Below are 17,723 nucleotides of genomic sequence, written 5' to 3'. Positions count from 1 at the left end.
CCTCACGCGTGCCCTGCATCTGAGGGCGCCCTGTTCTCTGGAGGAAAGAGAACGTGAGTAAACCCCGAATCCTGAGCCGGCGTACCTCCGCCGCGCTCTTCGCCTCGGTCATGGCGGCGGGCGCCGTGACCGTGGTCAGCGGTACCGCCACCGCGAGCGCCGCTCCTGCCGGACCCGACGCCGCGCAGGCCACCCCCGCCGAGGCGCTCGGCGAGCACGACGCCAAGCTGCTCTCCGAGGCGGAGGCGAAGAAGGCCCCCACCGTCACGATGATCGTCGCCACCGAGAAGGGCAAGGCGAAGGACGTCGCGGACGACCTCAAGGACCTCGGTGCCGCCGTCACCGAGCGCTACGACACCATCGGCTACGTGCTGGCGAAGGTGCCGACCGGCAAGGCGGTCACGGCCGCCACCCTGCCCGGCGTCGCCGCCGTGGACCTGGACGAGAAGATCCAGCTCCCCGACCCGAAGCCGGAGGTCGTCCCGGGCGCGAAGAAGGCCGAGAAGCAGGGCTCCACGCTCAGCGGCCCCGGTGCCAAGACGCCCGCCGACAACCCCTACATGCCGACCGGCGAGATCGGTGCGGCCAAGTTCGTCAAGCAGAACCCCAAGTGGGACGGGCGCGGCGTCACCATCGGCGTGATGGACTCCGGTGTGGACCTGGACCACCCGGCGCTGCAGAAGACCACCACCGGCGAGCGCAAGATCGTCGACTGGGTCACCGCCACCGACCCGTTCGAGGACCCCACCTGGCGGCCGATGATCACGCAGGTCACCGGGCCCACGTTCACCGTCGCGGGCCGCACCTGGACCGCGCCGGCCGGCACCTACCGGTTCAACCTGTTCAGCGAGAACATCACCGCCAACAGCGAGCCGGGCGGTGACGTCAACCGCGACGGGGACACCACCGACCAGTTCGGCGTGCTCTTCGACCCGGTGACCAACAACATCTGGGTGGACACCGACCAGGACGGCGACTTCACCGACGAGGCCCTGATGCGGCCCTACAAGGAGAAGTTCGACGTCAACCACTTCGGCACCGACAACCCGGCGACTCCGATCACCGAACGGATGTCGTTCGTGGTCGAGTACCGCAAGAACGTCGACACCACCCCGCTCGGCGGCCCCGGCCTGGTCGACTACGTCAACATCGGCATCGTCGAGGGCTCGCACGGCACGCACGTCGCCGGCATCACCGCCGCGTACGGCATGCTGGGCAACAAGGCGTTCAACGGCGCCGCCCCCGGCGCCAAGGTCGTCTCCTCGCGCGCCTGCTCCTGGGGCGGCGGCTGCACGTACGCGGCGCTCACCACCGGCATGGCCGACCTGGTGATCAACCGGGGCGTCGACGTCATCAACATGTCGATCGGCGGCCTGCCGGCGCTCAACGACGGCAACAACGCCCGCGCCGTCCTCTACAACAACCTGATCACCACCTACGGTGTGCAGATGTTCATCTCGGCCGGCAACTCCGGCCCGGGTGTGAACACCATCGGCGACCCGTCCGCGTCCACCAACGTGGTCAGCGTCGCGGCCAGCATCAGCAAGGACACCTGGCTGGCCAACTACGGCTCGGTGGTCAAGCAGAAGAACGCCCTGTTCAACTTCTCCTCGCGCGGCCCGCGTGAGGACGGTGGCGCCAAGCCGAACATCGCCGCTCCGGGCTCTGCCATCTCCACCACCCCGGTCTGGCAGGCCGGCAACCCGGTCGCCGAGGCCGGCTACCCGCTCCCGTCGGGTTACGGCATGTCCAACGGTACGTCGATGGCCTCCCCGCAGGCCGCCGGTGGTGCCGCGCTGCTGCTCTCGGCCGCCAAGGCCACTGACCAGGGCGTGACCCCGGCCGCGCTGCGCCGGGCGATCTACAGCTCGGCCAAGCCGATCGCGAACACCGCCACCTTCGGTCAGGGCTACGGCATGTTCGACGTGCCGGGTGCCTGGAAGCTGCTGCGCAAGAGCAGCGAGCCGAACGACTACACCGCCGAGGCTCCGGTCTGCACCGTCCTCTCCGGCCAGCTCGCCACGCCGAACAGCGGCACCGGCGTCTACAACCGGTGTGACGCCGCCAACGGCGGACACAAGGTCAACCAGTCGAAGTCGTACCAGGTCAAGCTGACCCGGACCAGCGGCCCGACCGGCAACGTGAAGCACAACATCGGCCTGCGCGGCAACAACGGCACCTTCTCGGCGCCGAAGAACGTCACGCTGCCGCTGAACAAGACCGTGACCATCACGGTCACCGCGAAGCCGAAGACCGCCGGTGCCCACGGCACGATCGTCACGGTCGACGACCCGCGCACCAACACGATCGACTTCGAGTTCTCCGCCGTCGTGGTGGCCTCGAACGACGTCAGCAAGCCCGCCTTCGCCTACTCGGCGCGGGGCACCGTGGAGCGCAACAGCACCACGTCGTACTTCGTGACGGTGCCGCCGGGTGCCGGGGCGTTGCAGGTGAACCTCTCCGGCATCGCCACCGGGTCGCAGACCCGCTTCATCGCCTTCAACCCGTACGGCGTCCCGGTGGAGAGCACCTCCAGCCTGGCCTGCTACACCAACTTCGCCAGCACGGTCGTCTGCAACGCGTTCGAGCGTGACTACCAGAACCCACTGCCGGGTGTCTGGGAGATCGAGGTGGAGTCGCGGCGGACCTCGCCGGCCCTGAACAACCCGTACCAGCTCCAGGCACGGGTACAGGGCGTCGCGGTCGAGCCGGCCGTGGTCGAGCTGCCGGCGGTCACCGCCGGTGTCCCGACCCCGGTGACCTGGTCGCTGAAGAACACCTTCGGCCCGGTCTCGGTGACCGGCCAGGGTGGCCCGCTGTCCAGCGTGCACACCGAGCGGCCGACCATCGTCGAGCTGGCCAAGCAGGAGTTCACCGTCGAGGTGCCGGCGGGCGCCACCAGCTTCACCGCCCGCATCGGCAACCCGTCCAACGCAAGCGCCGACCTCGACCTGTTCATCTACCGGGGCACCACCCTGGTCGGGCAGCAGGCCGACGGTGACTCGGAGGAGGCGGTGACCCTGACCAACCCGGTCGCGGGCACCTACCGGGTCGTCGTGGACGCGTACGCGGTGGACGGTGCGGGTGGCAGCACCCAGTACGACTACCGGGACTCGTTCTCGTCCCCGTCGCTCGGCACCCTGACGGCCTCGGGTGGCACGCTCACCCTGGCCAACGGCGCCACCGGCAACCTCTCGGGTTCGGTGACCGCCCAGTCCACCCCGTCGGCGGGTCGGGCGCTCTACGGTGAGCTGACCGTGGTGACCACCGAAGGCGCAGTCGTCGGCCGCGGCGCGGTCTCCGTCGGCGCAGTGAACTGACACCACCACCGCACCACCAGGAAGCCCGTCTCCGGTCCACCCGGAGGCGGGCTTCCGCCTTTTCGCTGTCCTCTCCACCACCGCCGGACACGCCCGCCGATCATGGACTTTTGGCGAGCAGTTGGGGGTGATACGCGCCTTCTGCCGCTGCCGCAACTCCATGATCGACAGGGCGCTGCGGTGCGCGCCCGGGGGCGCGTACCGCAGCGCGGGTGGGGTGGGTCAGCCGCGCTTGGCGGTGGCGACCTGGAAGGGGGTGCCCTGCTGGCACGTCGTCATCAGGCTCGGGTTGGGCCGACCGGTCACCGTCACCGAGGCACCGGAGGTGAGTACGTCACGTGGCCCGCCCAACAGCAGGTAGCCGTCGAGCAGCAGGCAGCCGGGCTCCACGCCGGCCTCGACCCGACCGGTGAGCGTCATCTCACCGGTGACCGGCGGCGAGGTCGGCACGCCCCGGGTCGTGCCGGCCGGCGGCGGGCTGACCGGGGCGGTCGGGTCCACCGGGTCGGAGGGCGGGGGCACGGGGCCGGTCGGATCCGGGGTCGGCAGCTCGGTCACGGGTGACGCTCCCGTCGGGGTCGGGGCGGTGGTGGGGCCGGTCCCGGCGTCCTGACCGCCGCAGGCGACGAGCGCCGTGCAGACGATCAGCGCGGTGGCGGCGATCCGAAGGGTCCTCATGCCGGTCTGACGTGTCCGGAAGGTCAACCGTTCCATCGGCGCGTGCCGACGGATCAGCTCTGGGCCGCCGCAGCGGCCTTCATGTCGCGCTTGAGTTCCTGCGGCAGCGAGAAGGTGAGGCGCTCGTTGGCGGTCACCACCTCCTCGACGTCGGCGAAGCCGCGCTCGGCGAGGTGCGCGAGCACCTGCTGCACCAGTTCCTCCGGCACGCTCGCGCCGGAGGTGAGGCCCACCGTCCGGGCGTCGGTCAGCCAGGCGTCGTCGATCTCGTGGGCGAAGTCGACCAGGTGTCCGGCGCGGGCACCGGCGTCCAGGGCCACCTCGACCAGCCGTACGGAGTTGGAGGAGTTGCGCGACCCCACCACGAGCACCACGTCGCACTCGGCCGCGATCTCCTTGACCACGTGCTGCCGGTTGCTGGTGGCGTAGCAGATGTCGTCGCTGGGCGGGGACTGGAGCAGTGGCAGCCGCTTCTTGAGCCGGGCCACGGTCTCCAGGGTCTCGTCGACCGAGAGCGTGGTCTGCGACAGCCAGACGACCTTGCTCGGGTCGCGCACGGTGACGCGGTCGGCGTCCTCGGGGCCGTCCACCAACTGGATGTGGTCGGGGGCCTCGCCGGAGGTGCCGATCACCTCCTCGTGACCCTCGTGGCCGATGAGCAGGATGTCGTAGTCCTCGGCGGCGAACCGCTTGGCCTCGTGGTGCACCTTGGTCACCAGCGGGCAGGTCGCGTCGATCGCCTTGAGCGACCGCTCCTTCGCCTGCTCGTAGACCTCGGGCGCCACGCCGTGCGCGGAGAAGATGACGGTGGACCCCTCGGGGACCTCCTCGTTCTCCTCGACGAAGATCGCGCCCTGGGCCTCCAGGGTCCGCACCACGTGCTTGTTGTGCACGATCTCCTTGCGGACGTAGATCGGGGCACCGTAGAGCTTGAGCGCCTCCTCGACGGTCTGCACCGCCCGGTCGACGCCCGCGCAGTATCCACGGGGCTTCGCGAGCAGCACGCGCTTACCGGTCCCGGAAGTCCTCTCGCCCTCAGTCACGCCCCCATCGTACGTGCCGCCCGCGCCCCCGGCACCGCGCGCGCCCCGCCGCCGACCCCGTCGGCCGCCGCCCCGGTCGTGATCAGCGAGGCGGTCGGTGGGTGGGCTTAGGGTGGGCGGGTGAGTACGGGTGGGACGGCGACCGGGAGCGGGACGGCTGCCGGCACAGGCGCCAGCACGGCGGAGGAGCCGTGGCCGGTGCGCGTGGTCAGTCAGAAGATCGGCGCCTGGGTGGCGCGCCTGGGCTGGGTCTGGGTCGACGGGCAGGTGGCGCAGATCAGCCGGCGGCCCGGCGCCAGCACCGTGTTCCTCACGTTGCGTGACCCGTCGGCGGATCTGAGCCTGACCGTCACCACCAACCGCGACGTGCTCGACACCGGCGCGCCGGAGCTGCGCGAGGGCGCCCGCGTCGTGCTGCACGCCAAGCCGGAGTTCTATGCCGCCCGGGGCACGCTCAGCCTGCGGGCCGACGAGATCCGGCAGGTGGGTCTCGGTGAGCTGCTGGCACGGCTGGAGAAGCTCAAGAAGCTGCTCGCCGCCGAGGGGCTGTTCGACCGGGCCCGCAAGCGCCGGCCGCCGTTCCTGCCGCAGCGGATCGGGCTGATCACCGGCCGGGCCAGCGCCGCCGAGCGGGACGTGCTCACCAACGCCCGTCGCCGCTGGCCGGCGGTGGAGTTCCGGACGGTGAACGTGGCCGTGCAGGGCCCCGGTGCCGTGCCGCAGATCGTGGACGCGCTCAAGGTGCTGGACGGCGACCCGAGCATCGATGTGATCATCCTGGCCCGGGGCGGTGGCGGCATCGAGGACCTGCTGCCCTTCTCCGACGAGGCCCTCTGCCGGGCGGTGTTCGCCTGCCGTACGCCGGTGGTCAGCGCGATCGGCCACGAGACGGACGCGCCGCTGGTCGACTACGTGGCCGACGTCCGCGCGTCGACCCCGACCGACGCGGCCAAGCGGGTGGTGCCCGACCTGGCCGAGGAGGTACGCCTGATCGGGCAGGCCCGCCACCGGCTGCGGCGCGCGGTGCACCACCTGGTCGACCGCGAGTCGCACCGGATCGAGGCGCTGCGCTCCCGTCCGGCGCTGGCCCGCCCGCAGGTGATGGTGGAGCAGCGGGCCGGTGACCTGGCCGCCCTGCGCCAGCGGGCCGTGCGCTGCCTGGACCACCGCATCGCCGCCGCCGACGACGACCTGCGGCACACCCTGGCCCGGCTGCGCGCGCTCTCACCGGCCGCCACCCTGGACCGGGGGTACGCCATCGTGCAGCGCGCCGACGGCCACGTGGTCCGCGCCGCCGGCGACGTGGCACCCGGCGACCCGCTGCGGGTACGCGTCGCCGACGGCGAACTGTCGGCCACCGTGAACCCCTGACCTGTCGGCCCTGTTGTGGGAGAGGCAAGCGATGACTGACGAGAAGACCGACGGGTCGGACGAGCGGCTCAGCTACGAACAGGCTCGTGCCGAACTGGCGTCGGTGGTGGAGCGGCTGGAGGCCGGCGGGACGTCGCTGGAGGAGTCGCTGGCCCTGTGGGAGCGCGGTGAGGCGTTGGCGGTGATCTGCCAGAGTCGCCTCGACGGCGCCCGTGCCCGGATCGACGCCGCCCGCCAGGAGTCGACGACCTGACGCCTGGACGTACCCCGGACACGACGCGGCGGGAGCCGGAAGGCTCCCGCCGCGTCTCGTCGCCGCCCCGCGAGGGACCGCTTACTTGAACAGGTTGTACAACTCCGGCGGCGCCTCGACGACCTGGTCGGCCGGGGGCTTCTGCGCGGCGGTCGCGTTGCCGTAGTCGCTGTACGTCATCTTGATCTCCTGGCCGGCGGCGGCCCCCGTCGGCGGCATCCGCAGCACCAGTTCGGTGAGGCGGCCCTGCGCGTCGGTGGTGGCGGTGAAGGGCACCGCGTTGGCCTCCGGGCCGAGCGCGGTGACCACGCCCTGGTCCAGCGAGCCTGCCTCGGCGGCCTTGGAGACGTCGATGGTGCCGGAGAAGGTGCCGTCACCGGTACGCTGCACCTCGGTGACCGCCTGGGTGAGCGCGGCGCTCCCGGCCGGGTCGACCTTGTCGAAGTCGAAGCCGAGGTTGCGGTCACCCTGGATCCGGCTCTGGTCGAGGTGCTGGAACTTGCCGAGGTTCAGCCGGTCGAGGCCGGGCACGCTGGTCGCGGCGCCGCCCTTGAGGTCCACCTTGACCCAGCTGTCCGGCTTGGCGTGGATCAGGTCGAGGCTGATCGCCAGGTCGTCGGTCGGCTCGCCCAGGCGTACCCGGATCTCGGCGCTCTGGCTCGGCTGGTGCACCTGGCCCTCGGCGACCGAGCCGACGCCGGACATGGTGAACCGGAAGTTGCCGTTGCTGATCTCCTTGGTCGAGTCCAGCAGCGCCTGCTTGGCCTCGGAGTCCGCGGCGGGTGCGCCGGAGCCGGTGGCGGACGGTGTGGCGGTGGTGGTGGGCGCGGTGTCACCGGAGGTTGTGCAGGCGGCGACTCCAGGCGTGAGCAAGGCGGCGGCCATGAGACCGGCGCTCAGTCTGCGAATGGTCATCGGTGTCTCCCAGCGGTCACCCGACGCTTCCCGCGCCGGTGGCTCGCCTCTCCTGTTCCCTGCCGACGCCGCCCGCAATCACCACGAAGCAGGCTCAGTCGACGGCGGTGGCCATCTCGCGCAGTTCGTTGTCCCGGGCGTCCCCGACGACGATCACGGTCCGCTCCGGTTCGAGCAACACCAATGCCTGCTCGTTGCCCCGCCCGGTGTACCGCTGCCAGGCGCCCGACCCGAGGTCGGCCTGCCCCTGCGGTCGCCCCTGCTCGGTCAGCTCGGTGGGCAGCAGCCGCTCCGGCGGAACGTTGCTCTGCACGAGTTGCAGACCACGCCCCTCGGGAGTGAGATAGCCCACCCGCAGGGTCGCGCCCTCCTCCGTGGTCCGGTACGCCGCACGTACGGTCTTCCACCCGTCGGGCAGCCCGGACGGCTCGGAGACCGGGAAGGCGGCGGCCGAGCGCGCCTGATCGAAGGCGGGGGTCGGGTTCACCGTGCTCGGCGCGTCCCCACCGAGGAAACCCCGGGAGAAGGCGATCAGCAGGGCGATCGGGACCAGCAGCACCAGCAGCGAGATGGCCATGTCGCGGGGTCTGCGCTCGGAGCGTCCCGGGGCGGTCTCGGCCGCCGGTTCCCCGGCGGTCCGCGTCGGCTCCGGCCGGTCCTCGGGTACGTCCGGTCCGGCGGCCCGGTCGACGGTCGGCTGCTCGGCCGTCGACGGCTGGTCTGCGGTTGCGCGGTCGGCAGGCTGTGCGGGTTCCACCGGGCCATTCTCGCAGCCGCCCGACCGGCGGTATCCGGCCCATCACCGCCCCGCCCCGGTCGCGGGTCCGCCATCGTGTGAGGATCAGGAACGAAGCCGGCAGGACCCGGCCCGGTCAACCCCGCACCGCCGCGAGGAGGAGCCGTTCATGACAACCGCCAGGACGCGTACCCCACAGAACCTCGACCGCAACATCGCCCTCGACCTGGTCCGGGTGACCGAGGCCGCGGCGATGGCCGCCGGTCGCTGGGTCGGCCGGGGTAACAAGGAGGGCGGCGACGGCGCCGCCGTCGACGCCATGCGCAAGCTGATCAACTCGATCCCGATGAAGGGTGTCGTGGTGATCGGCGAGGGCGAGAAGGACAACGCCCCGATGCTCTTCAACGGCGAGGAGGTCGGCGACGGCACCGGCCCGGAGGTGGACGTCGCGGTCGACCCGATCGACGGCACCACGCTGATGAGCAAGGGCATGCCGAACGCGCTCGCGGTGCTGGCGGTCGCCGAACGGGGTGCGATGTTCGACCCGAGCGCCGTGTTCTACATGGAGAAGCTCGCGGTCGGCCCGGCGTACGCGGACGTGGTCGACATCAACGCCGGGGTGGCCGACAACCTGCGCCGCATCGCCAAGGTCAAGGGCACCGGCCTCGACGAGGTGACGGTCTGCGTACTCGACCGGTCCCGGCACGACGGGCTGGTGGAGGAGATCCGGCGTACCGGGGCGGGCATCCGGTTCATCTCCGACGGCGACATCGCCGGTGTCATCGCCGCCGCCCGGGGCGAGTCCGACGTCGACGTGCTGATGGGCATCGGCGGGACCCCGGAGGGGATCACCGCCGCCTGCGCGCTCAAGTGCATGGGCGGGATGATGCAGGCCAAGCTCTGGCCACGCGACGACGCCGAGCGGGAGAAGGCGCTCGCCGCCGGGCACGACCTGGACCGGGTGCTCACCACCGACGACCTGGTCACCGGGGACAACTGCTTCTTCGTGGCGACCGGTGTCACCTCCGGTGACCTGCTGAAGGGTGTGCGCTACCGCTCGGGTGGGGCGTACACGCAGTCGATCGTGATGCGGTCCAAGAGCGGCACGATCCGGGTGATCGACTCGTTCCACAAGTTGGAGAAGCTGGCGCTCTATTCGGCGGTGGACTTCGACGGCCGCCCCCTGGACCAACAGGCTTGAGTCAGGGCGCGACGGCGACCGGGCCGACGGTGTCGGCCGGTCGGCGGGCCGGTGCCGTGGCGCTGGGAGCCGTCGCCGGGGTCGCCGTCGCCACCCAGTCGCGGATCAACGGCGAGTTGGGCGTACGGCTCGACGACGGGGTCGCCGCCGCGTTGGTCTCGTTCGGCCTGGGGCTGCTGGTGCTGGTGGTGCTCGGCGTCGCCACCGGGAACGGGCGTCGGGGCCTGACCGCGCTGCGCGCCGCGCTCGGCACCGGCAGGTTGCGGCTCTGGCAGTGCCTCGGCGGGGTCTGCGGAGCGTTCCTCGTCTTCACCCAGAGCGCCACCGTCGGTACGCTCGGCGTCGCCGTGTTCACCGTGGCGGTGGTCGCCGGACAGTCCGGCAGCAGTCTCGTCGTGGACCGGGCCGGGGTCGGCCCGAGCGGGCCGCAGCCGGTGACCCTCGCCCGGCTCGCCGGTGCGGTCCTCACCGTGGCCGCGGTGCTGTTGGCCGTCGGAGATCGGCTGGCCGAACCGGCCACCATCGGTCTGGCCCTGCTGCCGCTGCTGGCCGGCGTCGGGGTGGCCTGGCAGCAGGCGGTGAACGGGCGGGTCCGCGAGGCCACCCGGAGCACGGTGACCGCCACGCTGGTCAACTTCGCCGTCGGTACGGCCGCCCTGCTGGCCGTCTTCGTGGTCAGCCTCGCCGTACGCGGTGTGCCCGCCGGTGACCTGCCCGCCGAGCCGTGGCTCTATCTGGGCGGGCCGATCGGGGTGACCTTCATCGCGGTGGCGGCGGCGGTGGTCCGCCTCACCGGCGTGCTGCTGCTCGGCCTGGCCACCGTCGCCGGTCAGGTCGTCGGCGCGGTGCTGCTGGACGTGCTGCTTCCCTCCGCGCAGACCCGCCCGGCGACGAGTACGGTGCTCGGCGCGGCGCTGACGCTGGTGGCGGTGGCTGTCGCCGCGCTCGGTGGCCGGATCGGCGCGGCCGCTCGGGCCCGGCGGCGTGACGGCGACGGGGTCAGGGCATCGTCATCGGGGACTCGGAGCGGTACGGCCCGTCGAGGTCGGTCCGGCGACGCCGGAAGATGATCGCGGCCACGATGCCGCCGAGCAGCCCGAACAGGTGTCCCTGCCAGGAGATCCGCTCGTCGGTGGGCAGGACGCCGACCAACTGGCCGCCGTAGAGGAGGCCGACCAGCAGGAAGACGGCGAAGTTCCACCAGCTCCGCTCGAAGATGCCCCGGGTCAGCAGGATGCCGAGGTAGCCGAAGATGACACCGCTGGCGCCCACCACGATCGTGTTGGGCGAGCCGGTGAACCACACACCCAGCCCGCTGACCAGCACGATCACCAGGGTCGACCAGAGGAACCGGCGGGCGCCCGCGGCCAGCACGAAGGTGCCGAGCAGGATCAGCGGGATGCTGTTGCTGTAGAGGTGGTCGAAGCCGTGGTGCAGGAACGGTGAGAAGAAGACGCCGTCCAGCCCGTCGATGCGCTGCGGGATGATGCCGGCGGCGGCGTCGAAGCCGGCGCCGAGCCACTGGTCGAGACCCTCGATCAGGAAGAGGACCGGCACCACCGCGCACATGGCGACGAAGGCCCGGCCGATGGAGGCGTAGAACGCATCGGTGCCGAACCGGTGGGGGTCGCCGCTTCCGGGCTGCAGGGTCACCCGTCAAGAGCTATCAGCAATCGCGGGCAGCCGCCACTTTTCGCCCACCACCGGGGACGAAGACGGCGGTACGCGAGTGCCGCGTACCGCCGTCGTCAAGGTGCTCAGGTGGGACTCAGTAGTAGCCCGAACTCTGCGACTTCGCCCACGCGCCGCAGGGATTGCTGTACCGGCCCTTGATGTAACCGAGCCCCCAGGTGATCTGGGTGGCCGGGTTGGTCTGCCAGTCGGCGCCGACCGAGGCCATCTTGTTGCCCGGGTACGCCTGTGGGATGCCGTAGGCGCCGGAGGAGGGGTTGCGGGCCTTGTGGTTCCAGCCGCTCTCCTTGTTCCACAGCTTGTCGAGGCAGGGGAACTGGTCGATATTGAATCCTGCGTCGATCATCATGGCGCAACCGATCTTGCGGTTGCCGCCGTACTCCGCGCAGGAGGCGGGGATCGGGCCGTCGTACGGCCGGGAGGCGGCACGCGCCGCGGCCTCTTCTCGGGCCTTCCGCTCCTGCTCGGCCTTCTTCTTGCGCGCTGCCTCTTCGGCCTTGCGGGCCTTCTCGGCGGCGGCACGGGCCCGCTTCCTGGTCTCGGTGGCCTGTTCCCGAGCGGCGCGAACCTGACGGGAGACCCGCTGCGACTCCTGTCGGTACTCGACGTCGATCTCGGTGACACTTCCGGCCACCTGCGCGCCTGGGCCCTGGCGCTGAGACTGGCGGTCCTCGCTGAGGTAGAAACCGCCGGCCACGCCCATGCTCAGCAGCGCTACGGCTGTGGCGCGGGCGGTGAACCGGCTCCATGGCCGACTCACGTGGTGATCCCTTCGTCGGGGTCAGGGACGCGGCGTGACCACGGCCATACCGGGCCGAGGCGTGCCGCGAGCGCCCGCCACCGGTGAGGCCGGTGGCCGAAGACGCACCCCGTCCGCTTCCCGGCGAATCGGCCGACCCCCTCGTGGAGTGACGAACGATCACCAACGATGCGTCAGGTGCGTGGGCGCCCGCTGGACACCATCGCGCACGGTGAGGCTGATGGGAAACCGCCAGCCTCGATTGTGACATGGGTCACGGCAAATAACAGCTCTAAAACGCCCTAAACGGGCATCATTGGGGAACATCCTCCAACAGGTCGGTCACCATGGCGGCGATCGGAGATCGCTCCGATCGGCTGAGCGTGACGTGCGCGAACAGGTGATGACCCTTGAGTGCCTCGATCACGGCGGTGACGCCGTCGTGCCGACCCACCCGCAGGTTGTCCCGCTGCGCGACGTCGTGCGTCAGCACCACCCGGGAGCCCTGGCCGATCCGGGACAGCACGGTCAACAGGACGCCCCGCTCCAACGACTGCGCCTCGTCCACGATGACGAACGCGTCGTGCAGGCTCCGACCCCGGATGTGGGTCAGCGGCAGCACCTCGAGCAGCCCCCGGGAGGTGACCTCCTCCAGGACGTTCTCGTGCACCACCGCGCCGAGCGTGTCGAAGACCGCCTGCGCCCAGGGCGACATCTTCTCCGACTCCGACCCCGGCAGGTAGCCCAGTTCCTGGCCGCCGACGGCGTACAGGGGGCGGAAGACGATCACCTTCTTGTGCCGGCGACGCTCCATCACCGCCTCCAACCCGGCGCAGAGCGCCAGCGCGGACTTGCCGGTGCCGGCCCGGCCGCCGAGCGAGACGATGCCGATCGACTCGTCGAGCAACAGGTCCAGGGCGATCCGCTGCTCCGCCGAGCGCCCGTGCACCCCGAACGCCTCCCGGTCGCCGCGCACCAGCCGTACGGTCTTGTCCGGCAACACCCGGGCGAGCGCCGAGCCCCGGGCGGAGTGCAGCACCAGACCGGTGTGGCAGGGCAGGCCGGCGGCGGCGTCCACGTCGATGGTCTCGCCGCCGTAGAGCCGGGAGATGTCCTCCTCGCCCAACTCCAGATCCGCCATCCCGGTCCAGGTCGGGTCGCTCGCCTGGCCGTGCCGGTACTCGTCGGCCCGCAGCCCGACCGAGGCGGCCTTGACCCGCAACGGCATGTCCTTGCTGACCAGTGTCACCTCCCGCCCCTCGGCGGCGAGGTTCAACGCGACGGAGAGGATCCGGGCGTCGTTGGACTCGTTGCGGAAACCGGGCGGCAGCACCCCGTCGTCGGTGTGGTTCAGCTCCACCCGCAGCGTGCCGCCGACGTCGTTGGCGGGTATCGGCCGGTCCAGCCGGCCGTGGCGTACCCGCAACTCGTCCAGCGTGCGCAGCGACTGTCGGGCGAACCAGCCCAGCTCGGGATGGTGTCGTTTGCCCTCCAGCTCGGAGATCACCACCAGCGGCAGCACCACCTCGTGCTCGGCGAAGCGGTGGAACGCCGCCGGGTCGCTGAGTAGCACGGAGGTGTCCAGGACGAAGGATTGGCCCGCTGGTCGGGGCTCCCTGGTGTCCGCCGACCCGGCCGCGGCGGTCCGGCGGCTACGGGTGGTGCGGCGAGTCGTGGCAGTCGAGGCCGGGCTCTGGTCGGCACCGGGGGTAGTACGGCGAGTCGTCACAGGCCTGCTCCGGCGGATGGGCACCCGGCCACCCGCGGTCCGCCTCCTCCGGTGCCCGGCTGACACGGGGTCGGATGCGGGCCCCGTGTGCGAGGTCGCAGGCCGGGCGGGCCGGCTGGCTCGGGACAATCCCGCGCCATGCCTAGACGCTAGCCGCCCGCACCCGTCCCGGCTAGTGGCCTTTCGTTAACTGCTGGTGCCACCGGCGGATCAGGCGGCGGACCGGCCGGGATGCATGCCCCCTGCGCGCATCCCGGCCGGTGGACCCACCGTCACCGGACTCAGCCGGTCCGCCGGACCAGGGTGCTGGTCGGGTGCCGCCCCACAACCGAGGCGGCCGGCTCCGTGAACGACGATCCGGTGTACGTGGTGCCGGGTCGGACCACCCCGGCGGAGACCCGCTTGGCGGGCGCGGTCACCGCGAGTGCGGTGGCGATGGCCGCCTGCGCGTCCCGACGACGCCGGTTCCACGCTCCCCGGTCACCGTCGAAGTACCCCTGGCGGTAGCCGAAGCGGTAGCCGATCCGGTAGCTGAGCTGCCCGTGCAGCCGACCGGCGGCATAGCTCGTGGCGGCCAGCACCAGGACGAGGAAGATCGCGAGGAACGGGCTCATCCGGCGGCCCCGGTTCCTCGCCCGCTCGTCACTTCTCCTCCGGTTCGACCGTGGTGGGGTCGGCGATCAGCAACCGGTCGAGATCGTCGGTGCCGATCTCCTCGACCAGCTCGACGCTGATCCGGCAGCCGTCCACCACCACCTCGGCCACCGAGGAGCGGCGGATCTCCCCGCCGGCGTCGTAGACCCGGACGCTGAGTTCCGGGCAGCCGAGGTGGGTACGCCAGGCGTTCCACTCGGCCCGGTCACCGACGGACAGCGACAGGTAGCGACAGCCCCGGGCGAGATAGAGCCGCCACGGCGCGATCAGGCCGGCGGCGACGCCCTCCGCGATCAGACCGAATGCCTGGGCACGGGTCGCGAGTTCGGTCACCACTCCCCCCTTGCACCGAGCGCGTGACGCAGCTGAGCACCTATCGTCTCATTCACGTGACACACCGTAGGTTGTCCCATGGGCGTGACAGTATCAGCTTTTCGTTTGTTTGCCCCGACCCCCACGGACATCTATCCTGCCCAGGTGACACCCCTCAAGAACAGCGCTTCATCCCGAATTGCCAGGCCAGGATCAGCGTCACGCAAGCGTGACAAAGGCGTGCCCGGGACTTCTCATGAGGCGCATTCGCCGTACGGTCACCACGTGACCGAGACGGCCAACGCGCGGAAGATCGCCTTCGCCACCTTCGTCCGACGCGCCATCGATGAGGCCCGGGCCACCCGGGCGTGGAGCGGCACCGAGGTCTCCCGACGCACCGGCGTCTCACGCCAGACCATCAACCGCTGGGTCCGCGGCGACTGGGCCAGCGACCCGGAGGCGGAACGGGTGGTCGCGTTCTGCGAGGGGCTCGGGCTCGACCCGGCTGCGGCCTTCGCGGCGCTCGGCTGGGACCGTACGGCGTCGCGCCGGTCCGCCCCGCCGCCACCGCCGATGGACCCCGACGTCGAGGCGCTCCTGCGCCGACTGGTCGACCCGGAGGTCTCCGACGCGGAGAAGTTCCACATTAGAGAAACCATTCGTTATCTCGCATATCGCCCGACCCTGCCGGCCGGTGTCCGAAAACGAGGCGACGCCGCCAGTTAGTTCCTCAGATGGCGAAAGAACGGCAGGTCAGCCTCATTCGTTTCGCTACGGGGTCGGAACGGGCGCGCTAGCGTCCGTATTCGTACTGCTTGGGCTCGTCGTCGGCGGGGGGACGGGACAAGGCCGAACCCAGCCCTGCGGGACAGAAGGGGGTCTGTCATGACCCTGAAATGGATGGCGGTCGTGGTCGCGACGGTCTCGTTGACGCTCTGCGTCACCGGGAACGCGGTCACCCTGGCTCTGAACGGCGGGCAGCTTCCCCTGCTCGTGAACCTTCTCGCGCTCACCACCGCGGCCACCGCGATCGTCCTGGCCGTCCTCGCCGAGCTGCACGACCGGCTCGACGACCGGCTTACCGCGCTCACCGAGTTCCTGGTCGAGCGGCTCCGGGACATCGAGGCCCACACCGGCGACCGGAACACCGGTTTCGTGGAGGGCTACCTGCTCAGCCACGGCCAGGAAGCGGCCGTGGTGCCCTTCGTACGTCGGGGCCGGGGAGCCGCCGAACGCTGACCCCGCGCGCCGAACGCTGACCCCGCCCGACGACCGCGCCGGCTCCACGCCAGGAATGACCGGCCGAAGCCGGGGTACGCTGACGCGCGTGCCGCCGTTGAATCTGGGCAACCAGCCGCCGAAGACCCCGTTGAACGCCGACCAGGCCTGGCAGACAACCGCCGACCGGGCAGCCGAGACCATCCTCTTCTTCGACTTCGACGGCACACTCGCGCCAGTGGCCGACGATCCCACGCAGGTGCAACCCGCGCCGAAGGTGCTGGCCGCGATCGAGACACTCGCCCCGGTCGTCCGGCGGATCGCGATCGTCTCCGCGCGTCCGGTGGAATTCCTGCGCGAGCACTTCGGCGGGCTCACCGGCGTCGACCTCTACGGGCTCTACGGCCTGGAGCACAGCCACTCGGGCGGCGAGACCGTCACCGAGCCGGCCGCGCTGCCCTGGGTGCCGACCATGGCCGAACTCGCCGACCTGGCCCGTGCCGAGCTGCCGCCGGGTGCCCTCGTCGAGTACAAGCGGCTCTCCGTGGCGCTGCACTGGCGTACCGCCCCGCAGTTGGCCGCCACCATCGAGGAGTGGGGTCGCGCGCAGGCCGAGCGCCTCGGCCTGCGGTTGCAGGTCGGGCGGATGGTGCTGGAGGTCAAGCCGCCGGTCGACCGGGACAAGGGCATGGTGATCGGCGAGCTGGTGCAGGGCGTCGGCGGTGCCTGGTATTTCGGCGACGACGTCTCCGACATCAAGGCCTTCGCCGCGTTGCGGGCCCGCGCCGCCACCGACCCCGACTTCCTGGGCGTCTGCGTCGCGGTGGCCAACCCGGAGACCGGTGACGAGGTCGCCGAGGCCGCCGACCTCACCATCGACTCCCCCGCCGCGCTGGGCGACTTCCTCACCGAGGCCACGCACCACCTCACCTGAGGCGGTACGGCGGTGTCGCCTCAGGCCGATGCGACGGTCAGACGCCGTAGCGGCGCTGGCGGGTGGCGTACGAGCGCAGGGCGCGGAGGAAGTCGACGCGACGGAAGTCCGGCCAGTTGAGTTCGCAGAAATAGAACTCCGAGTGCGCCGACTGCCAGAGCATGAAGCCCGACATGCGCTGCTCGCCGCTGGTCCGGATGATCAGATCCGGGTCCGGCAGCCCCCGGGTGTAGAGGTGCTCGGAGATGTCGTCGACGTCCAGCGAGCCGGCCAGGTCCTCCAGCGTGCCGCCGTTGGCCGCCTGCTCCAGCAGCAGTGAGCGCACCGCGTCGATGATCTCCCGCCGGCCGCCGTACCCGACCGCGATGTTGACCTGGGCGCCGCCGCTGCGCTCCCGGGTGCGCTCCTCGGCTGCCTTGAGCGCGGCGGCATGCTGCGCGGGGAGCACGTCCAGTGCCCCGACCATCCGCAGCCGCCACGGGTTGCCCTGCTCGGCCAGCTCGGTCGTCAGGTCCTCGATGATCTGGAGCAGCGGGTCGAGCTGCTCCGCCGGCCGCGACAGGTTGTCGGTGGAGAGCAGCCAGAGCGTCACGTGCCCGACGCCGGCGGCGTCGCACCACCGCAGCAGCTCCTTGATGCGCTCGGCGCCCATCCGGTGCCCGTCGTTGGGGTCGACGAGCCCCATCTCCCGGGCCCACCTGCGGTTGCCGTCGCACATCACACCCACGTGCTGGGGCACGGGGCGGCCCGCGAGCTTGGCGGTCAACCGCCGCTCGTAGACGGAGTAGAGAATTTTCCGCAGAGTCATCACCTTGCAGGGTAGCGAGCCCCCACCCGGATCCGGGTGCCGGTGGCCGACACCACGCCGTGGCCCTTCCGCACCGCCCCCGCACCCCGCCCACCACCTGCGCCGACGCCGCTACCACGC

At 71.2% G+C, this 17,723-nt stretch carries 18 protein-coding genes; 8 read left to right on the top strand and 10 right to left on the bottom strand.

Annotated elements, in window-relative coordinates; genetic code table 11:
• The first annotated feature begins 53 nt into the window (after window positions 1-53).
• Complete coding sequence (locus HUT12_RS04555) at window positions 54-3,320, top strand: S8 family serine peptidase (protein WP_176092572.1); 3,267 nt, start codon at window positions 54-56, stop codon at window positions 3,318-3,320.
• A gap of 222 nt (window positions 3,321-3,542) precedes the next feature.
• On the opposite strand, the gene HUT12_RS04550 is transcribed toward HUT12_RS04555, so the two are convergent.
• Window positions 3,543-3,998 (bottom strand): hypothetical protein, encoded by a 456-nt coding sequence (locus tag HUT12_RS04550; protein ID WP_176092571.1) that lies wholly within the window; start codon window positions 3,996-3,998, stop codon window positions 3,543-3,545.
• A 53-nt stretch (window positions 3,999-4,051) separates the two neighbouring features.
• A complete protein-coding gene (locus HUT12_RS04545; RefSeq protein ID WP_131051942.1) occupies window positions 4,052-5,041 on the bottom strand; it encodes a 4-hydroxy-3-methylbut-2-enyl diphosphate reductase in 990 nt (329 codons plus the stop codon).
• 120 nt (window positions 5,042-5,161) lie between these two features.
• Here HUT12_RS04545 and xseA point away from each other — a divergent pair, with 120 nt between their 5' ends.
• Together xseA and HUT12_RS04535 are read left to right on the top strand one after the other, a co-directional pair.
• Entirely contained in the window at window positions 5,162-6,412 is a 1,251-nt protein-coding gene (gene xseA, locus HUT12_RS04540; protein WP_131056002.1) for an exodeoxyribonuclease VII large subunit, read from the top strand.
• Window positions 6,413-6,443: 31 nt separating this feature from the next.
• The gene (locus tag HUT12_RS04535) at window positions 6,444-6,665 is read left to right on the top strand and encodes an exodeoxyribonuclease VII small subunit (protein ID WP_131056000.1); all 222 of its coding nucleotides are present in this window, start codon (window positions 6,444-6,446) and stop codon (window positions 6,663-6,665) included.
• 81 nt (window positions 6,666-6,746) lie between these two features.
• Here the strand turns inward: HUT12_RS04535 and HUT12_RS04530 are convergent, their stop codons facing one another.
• Together HUT12_RS04530 and HUT12_RS04525 are read right to left on the bottom strand one after the other, a co-directional pair.
• Complete coding sequence (locus HUT12_RS04530; protein ID WP_131055998.1) at window positions 6,747-7,580, bottom strand: hypothetical protein; 834 nt, start codon at window positions 7,578-7,580, stop codon at window positions 6,747-6,749.
• Between the two features lie 94 nt (window positions 7,581-7,674).
• Window positions 7,675-8,337: a DUF4245 domain-containing protein gene (locus HUT12_RS04525; RefSeq protein WP_131055996.1), complete on the bottom strand. Its 663-nt coding sequence runs from the start codon at window positions 8,335-8,337 to the stop codon at window positions 7,675-7,677.
• A gap of 148 nt (window positions 8,338-8,485) precedes the next feature.
• On the opposite strand from HUT12_RS04525, the gene glpX reads away from it, so the two are divergent.
• Window positions 8,486-9,517: a class II fructose-bisphosphatase gene (gene glpX, locus HUT12_RS04520; RefSeq protein ID WP_176092570.1), complete on the top strand. Its 1,032-nt coding sequence runs from the start codon at window positions 8,486-8,488 to the stop codon at window positions 9,515-9,517.
• Between the two features lie 29 nt (window positions 9,518-9,546).
• Window positions 9,547-10,587: a DMT family transporter gene (locus tag HUT12_RS04515; protein ID WP_254877028.1), complete on the top strand. Its 1,041-nt coding sequence runs from the start codon at window positions 9,547-9,549 to the stop codon at window positions 10,585-10,587.
• Here HUT12_RS04515 and HUT12_RS04510 read toward each other — a convergent pair.
• From HUT12_RS04510 to HUT12_RS04490, 5 genes are all read right to left on the bottom strand, one after another.
• Window positions 10,517-11,170 (bottom strand): rhomboid family intramembrane serine protease, encoded by a 654-nt coding sequence (locus HUT12_RS04510; protein WP_131053575.1) that lies wholly within the window; start codon window positions 11,168-11,170, stop codon window positions 10,517-10,519. The two genes, HUT12_RS04515 and HUT12_RS04510, sit on opposite strands and share 71 nt — an antisense overlap.
• Window positions 11,171-11,285: 115 nt before the next feature.
• Entirely contained in the window at window positions 11,286-11,969 is a 684-nt protein-coding gene (locus tag HUT12_RS04505; protein WP_176092569.1) for a lytic transglycosylase domain-containing protein, read from the bottom strand.
• Between the two features lie 292 nt (window positions 11,970-12,261).
• The gene (locus tag HUT12_RS04500; protein WP_176092568.1) at window positions 12,262-13,677 is read right to left on the bottom strand and encodes a PhoH family protein; all 1,416 of its coding nucleotides are present in this window, start codon (window positions 13,675-13,677) and stop codon (window positions 12,262-12,264) included.
• 281 nt (window positions 13,678-13,958) lie between these two features.
• Window positions 13,959-14,291 carry a hypothetical protein gene (locus HUT12_RS04495; RefSeq protein ID WP_131053572.1) on the bottom strand — a complete coding sequence of 111 codons (333 nt, stop codon included), beginning with the start codon at window positions 14,289-14,291 and terminating at the stop codon, window positions 13,959-13,961.
• A gap of 28 nt (window positions 14,292-14,319) precedes the next feature.
• The gene (locus tag HUT12_RS04490) at window positions 14,320-14,664 is read right to left on the bottom strand and encodes a hypothetical protein (protein ID WP_131053571.1); all 345 of its coding nucleotides are present in this window, start codon (window positions 14,662-14,664) and stop codon (window positions 14,320-14,322) included.
• A gap of 264 nt (window positions 14,665-14,928) precedes the next feature.
• Between HUT12_RS04490 and HUT12_RS04485 the strand changes: the two genes are divergently transcribed.
• From HUT12_RS04485 to otsB, 3 genes are all read left to right on the top strand, one after another.
• Window positions 14,929-15,369, top strand: coding sequence for a helix-turn-helix transcriptional regulator (locus tag HUT12_RS04485; protein WP_131053570.1), 441 nt, complete (start codon window positions 14,929-14,931; stop codon window positions 15,367-15,369).
• A gap of 159 nt (window positions 15,370-15,528) precedes the next feature.
• On the top strand, window positions 15,529-15,882 hold the full coding sequence (locus HUT12_RS04480) for a hypothetical protein (RefSeq protein ID WP_131053569.1): 354 nt from the start codon (window positions 15,529-15,531) through the stop codon (window positions 15,880-15,882).
• Between the two features lie 88 nt (window positions 15,883-15,970).
• Complete coding sequence (otsB, locus tag HUT12_RS04475) at window positions 15,971-16,795, top strand: trehalose-phosphatase (RefSeq protein ID WP_176092567.1); 825 nt, start codon at window positions 15,971-15,973, stop codon at window positions 16,793-16,795.
• Between the two features lie 37 nt (window positions 16,796-16,832).
• Here the strand turns inward: otsB and HUT12_RS04470 are convergent, their stop codons facing one another.
• Window positions 16,833-17,603 (bottom strand): isoprenyl transferase, encoded by a 771-nt coding sequence (locus HUT12_RS04470; RefSeq protein ID WP_176092566.1) that lies wholly within the window; start codon window positions 17,601-17,603, stop codon window positions 16,833-16,835.
• Between the last annotated feature and the right edge of the window lie 120 nt (window positions 17,604-17,723).

The organism is Verrucosispora sp. NA02020, assembly GCF_013364215.1.
Classification (GTDB): domain Bacteria; phylum Actinomycetota; class Actinomycetes; order Mycobacteriales; family Micromonosporaceae; genus Micromonospora.
This window is presented reverse-complemented; position numbering and strand designations above follow the sequence as displayed.

Bases quoted from the DNA above. Each gene is read 5' to 3' on its own strand.
- HUT12_RS04550 (WP_176092571.1), bottom strand. From the start codon at position 3,998: ATGAGGACCCTTCGGATCGCCGCCACCGCGCTGATCGTCTGCACGGCG.
- HUT12_RS04535 (WP_131056000.1), top strand. From the start codon at position 6,444: ATGACTGACGAGAAGACCGACGGGTCGGACGAGCGGCTCAGCTACGAA.
- HUT12_RS04530 (WP_131055998.1), bottom strand. From the start codon at position 7,580: ATGACCATTCGCAGACTGAGCGCCGGTCTCATGGCCGCCGCCTTGCTC.
- glpX (WP_176092570.1), top strand. From the start codon at position 8,486: ATGACAACCGCCAGGACGCGTACCCCACAGAACCTCGACCGCAACATC.
- HUT12_RS04495 (WP_131053572.1), bottom strand. From the start codon at position 14,291: ATGAGCCCGTTCCTCGCGATCTTCCTCGTCCTGGTGCTGGCCGCCACG.
- HUT12_RS04480 (WP_131053569.1), top strand. From the start codon at position 15,529: ATGACCCTGAAATGGATGGCGGTCGTGGTCGCGACGGTCTCGTTGACG.
- HUT12_RS04470 (WP_176092566.1), bottom strand. From the start codon at position 17,603: ATGACTCTGCGGAAAATTCTCTACTCCGTCTACGAGCGGCGGTTGACC.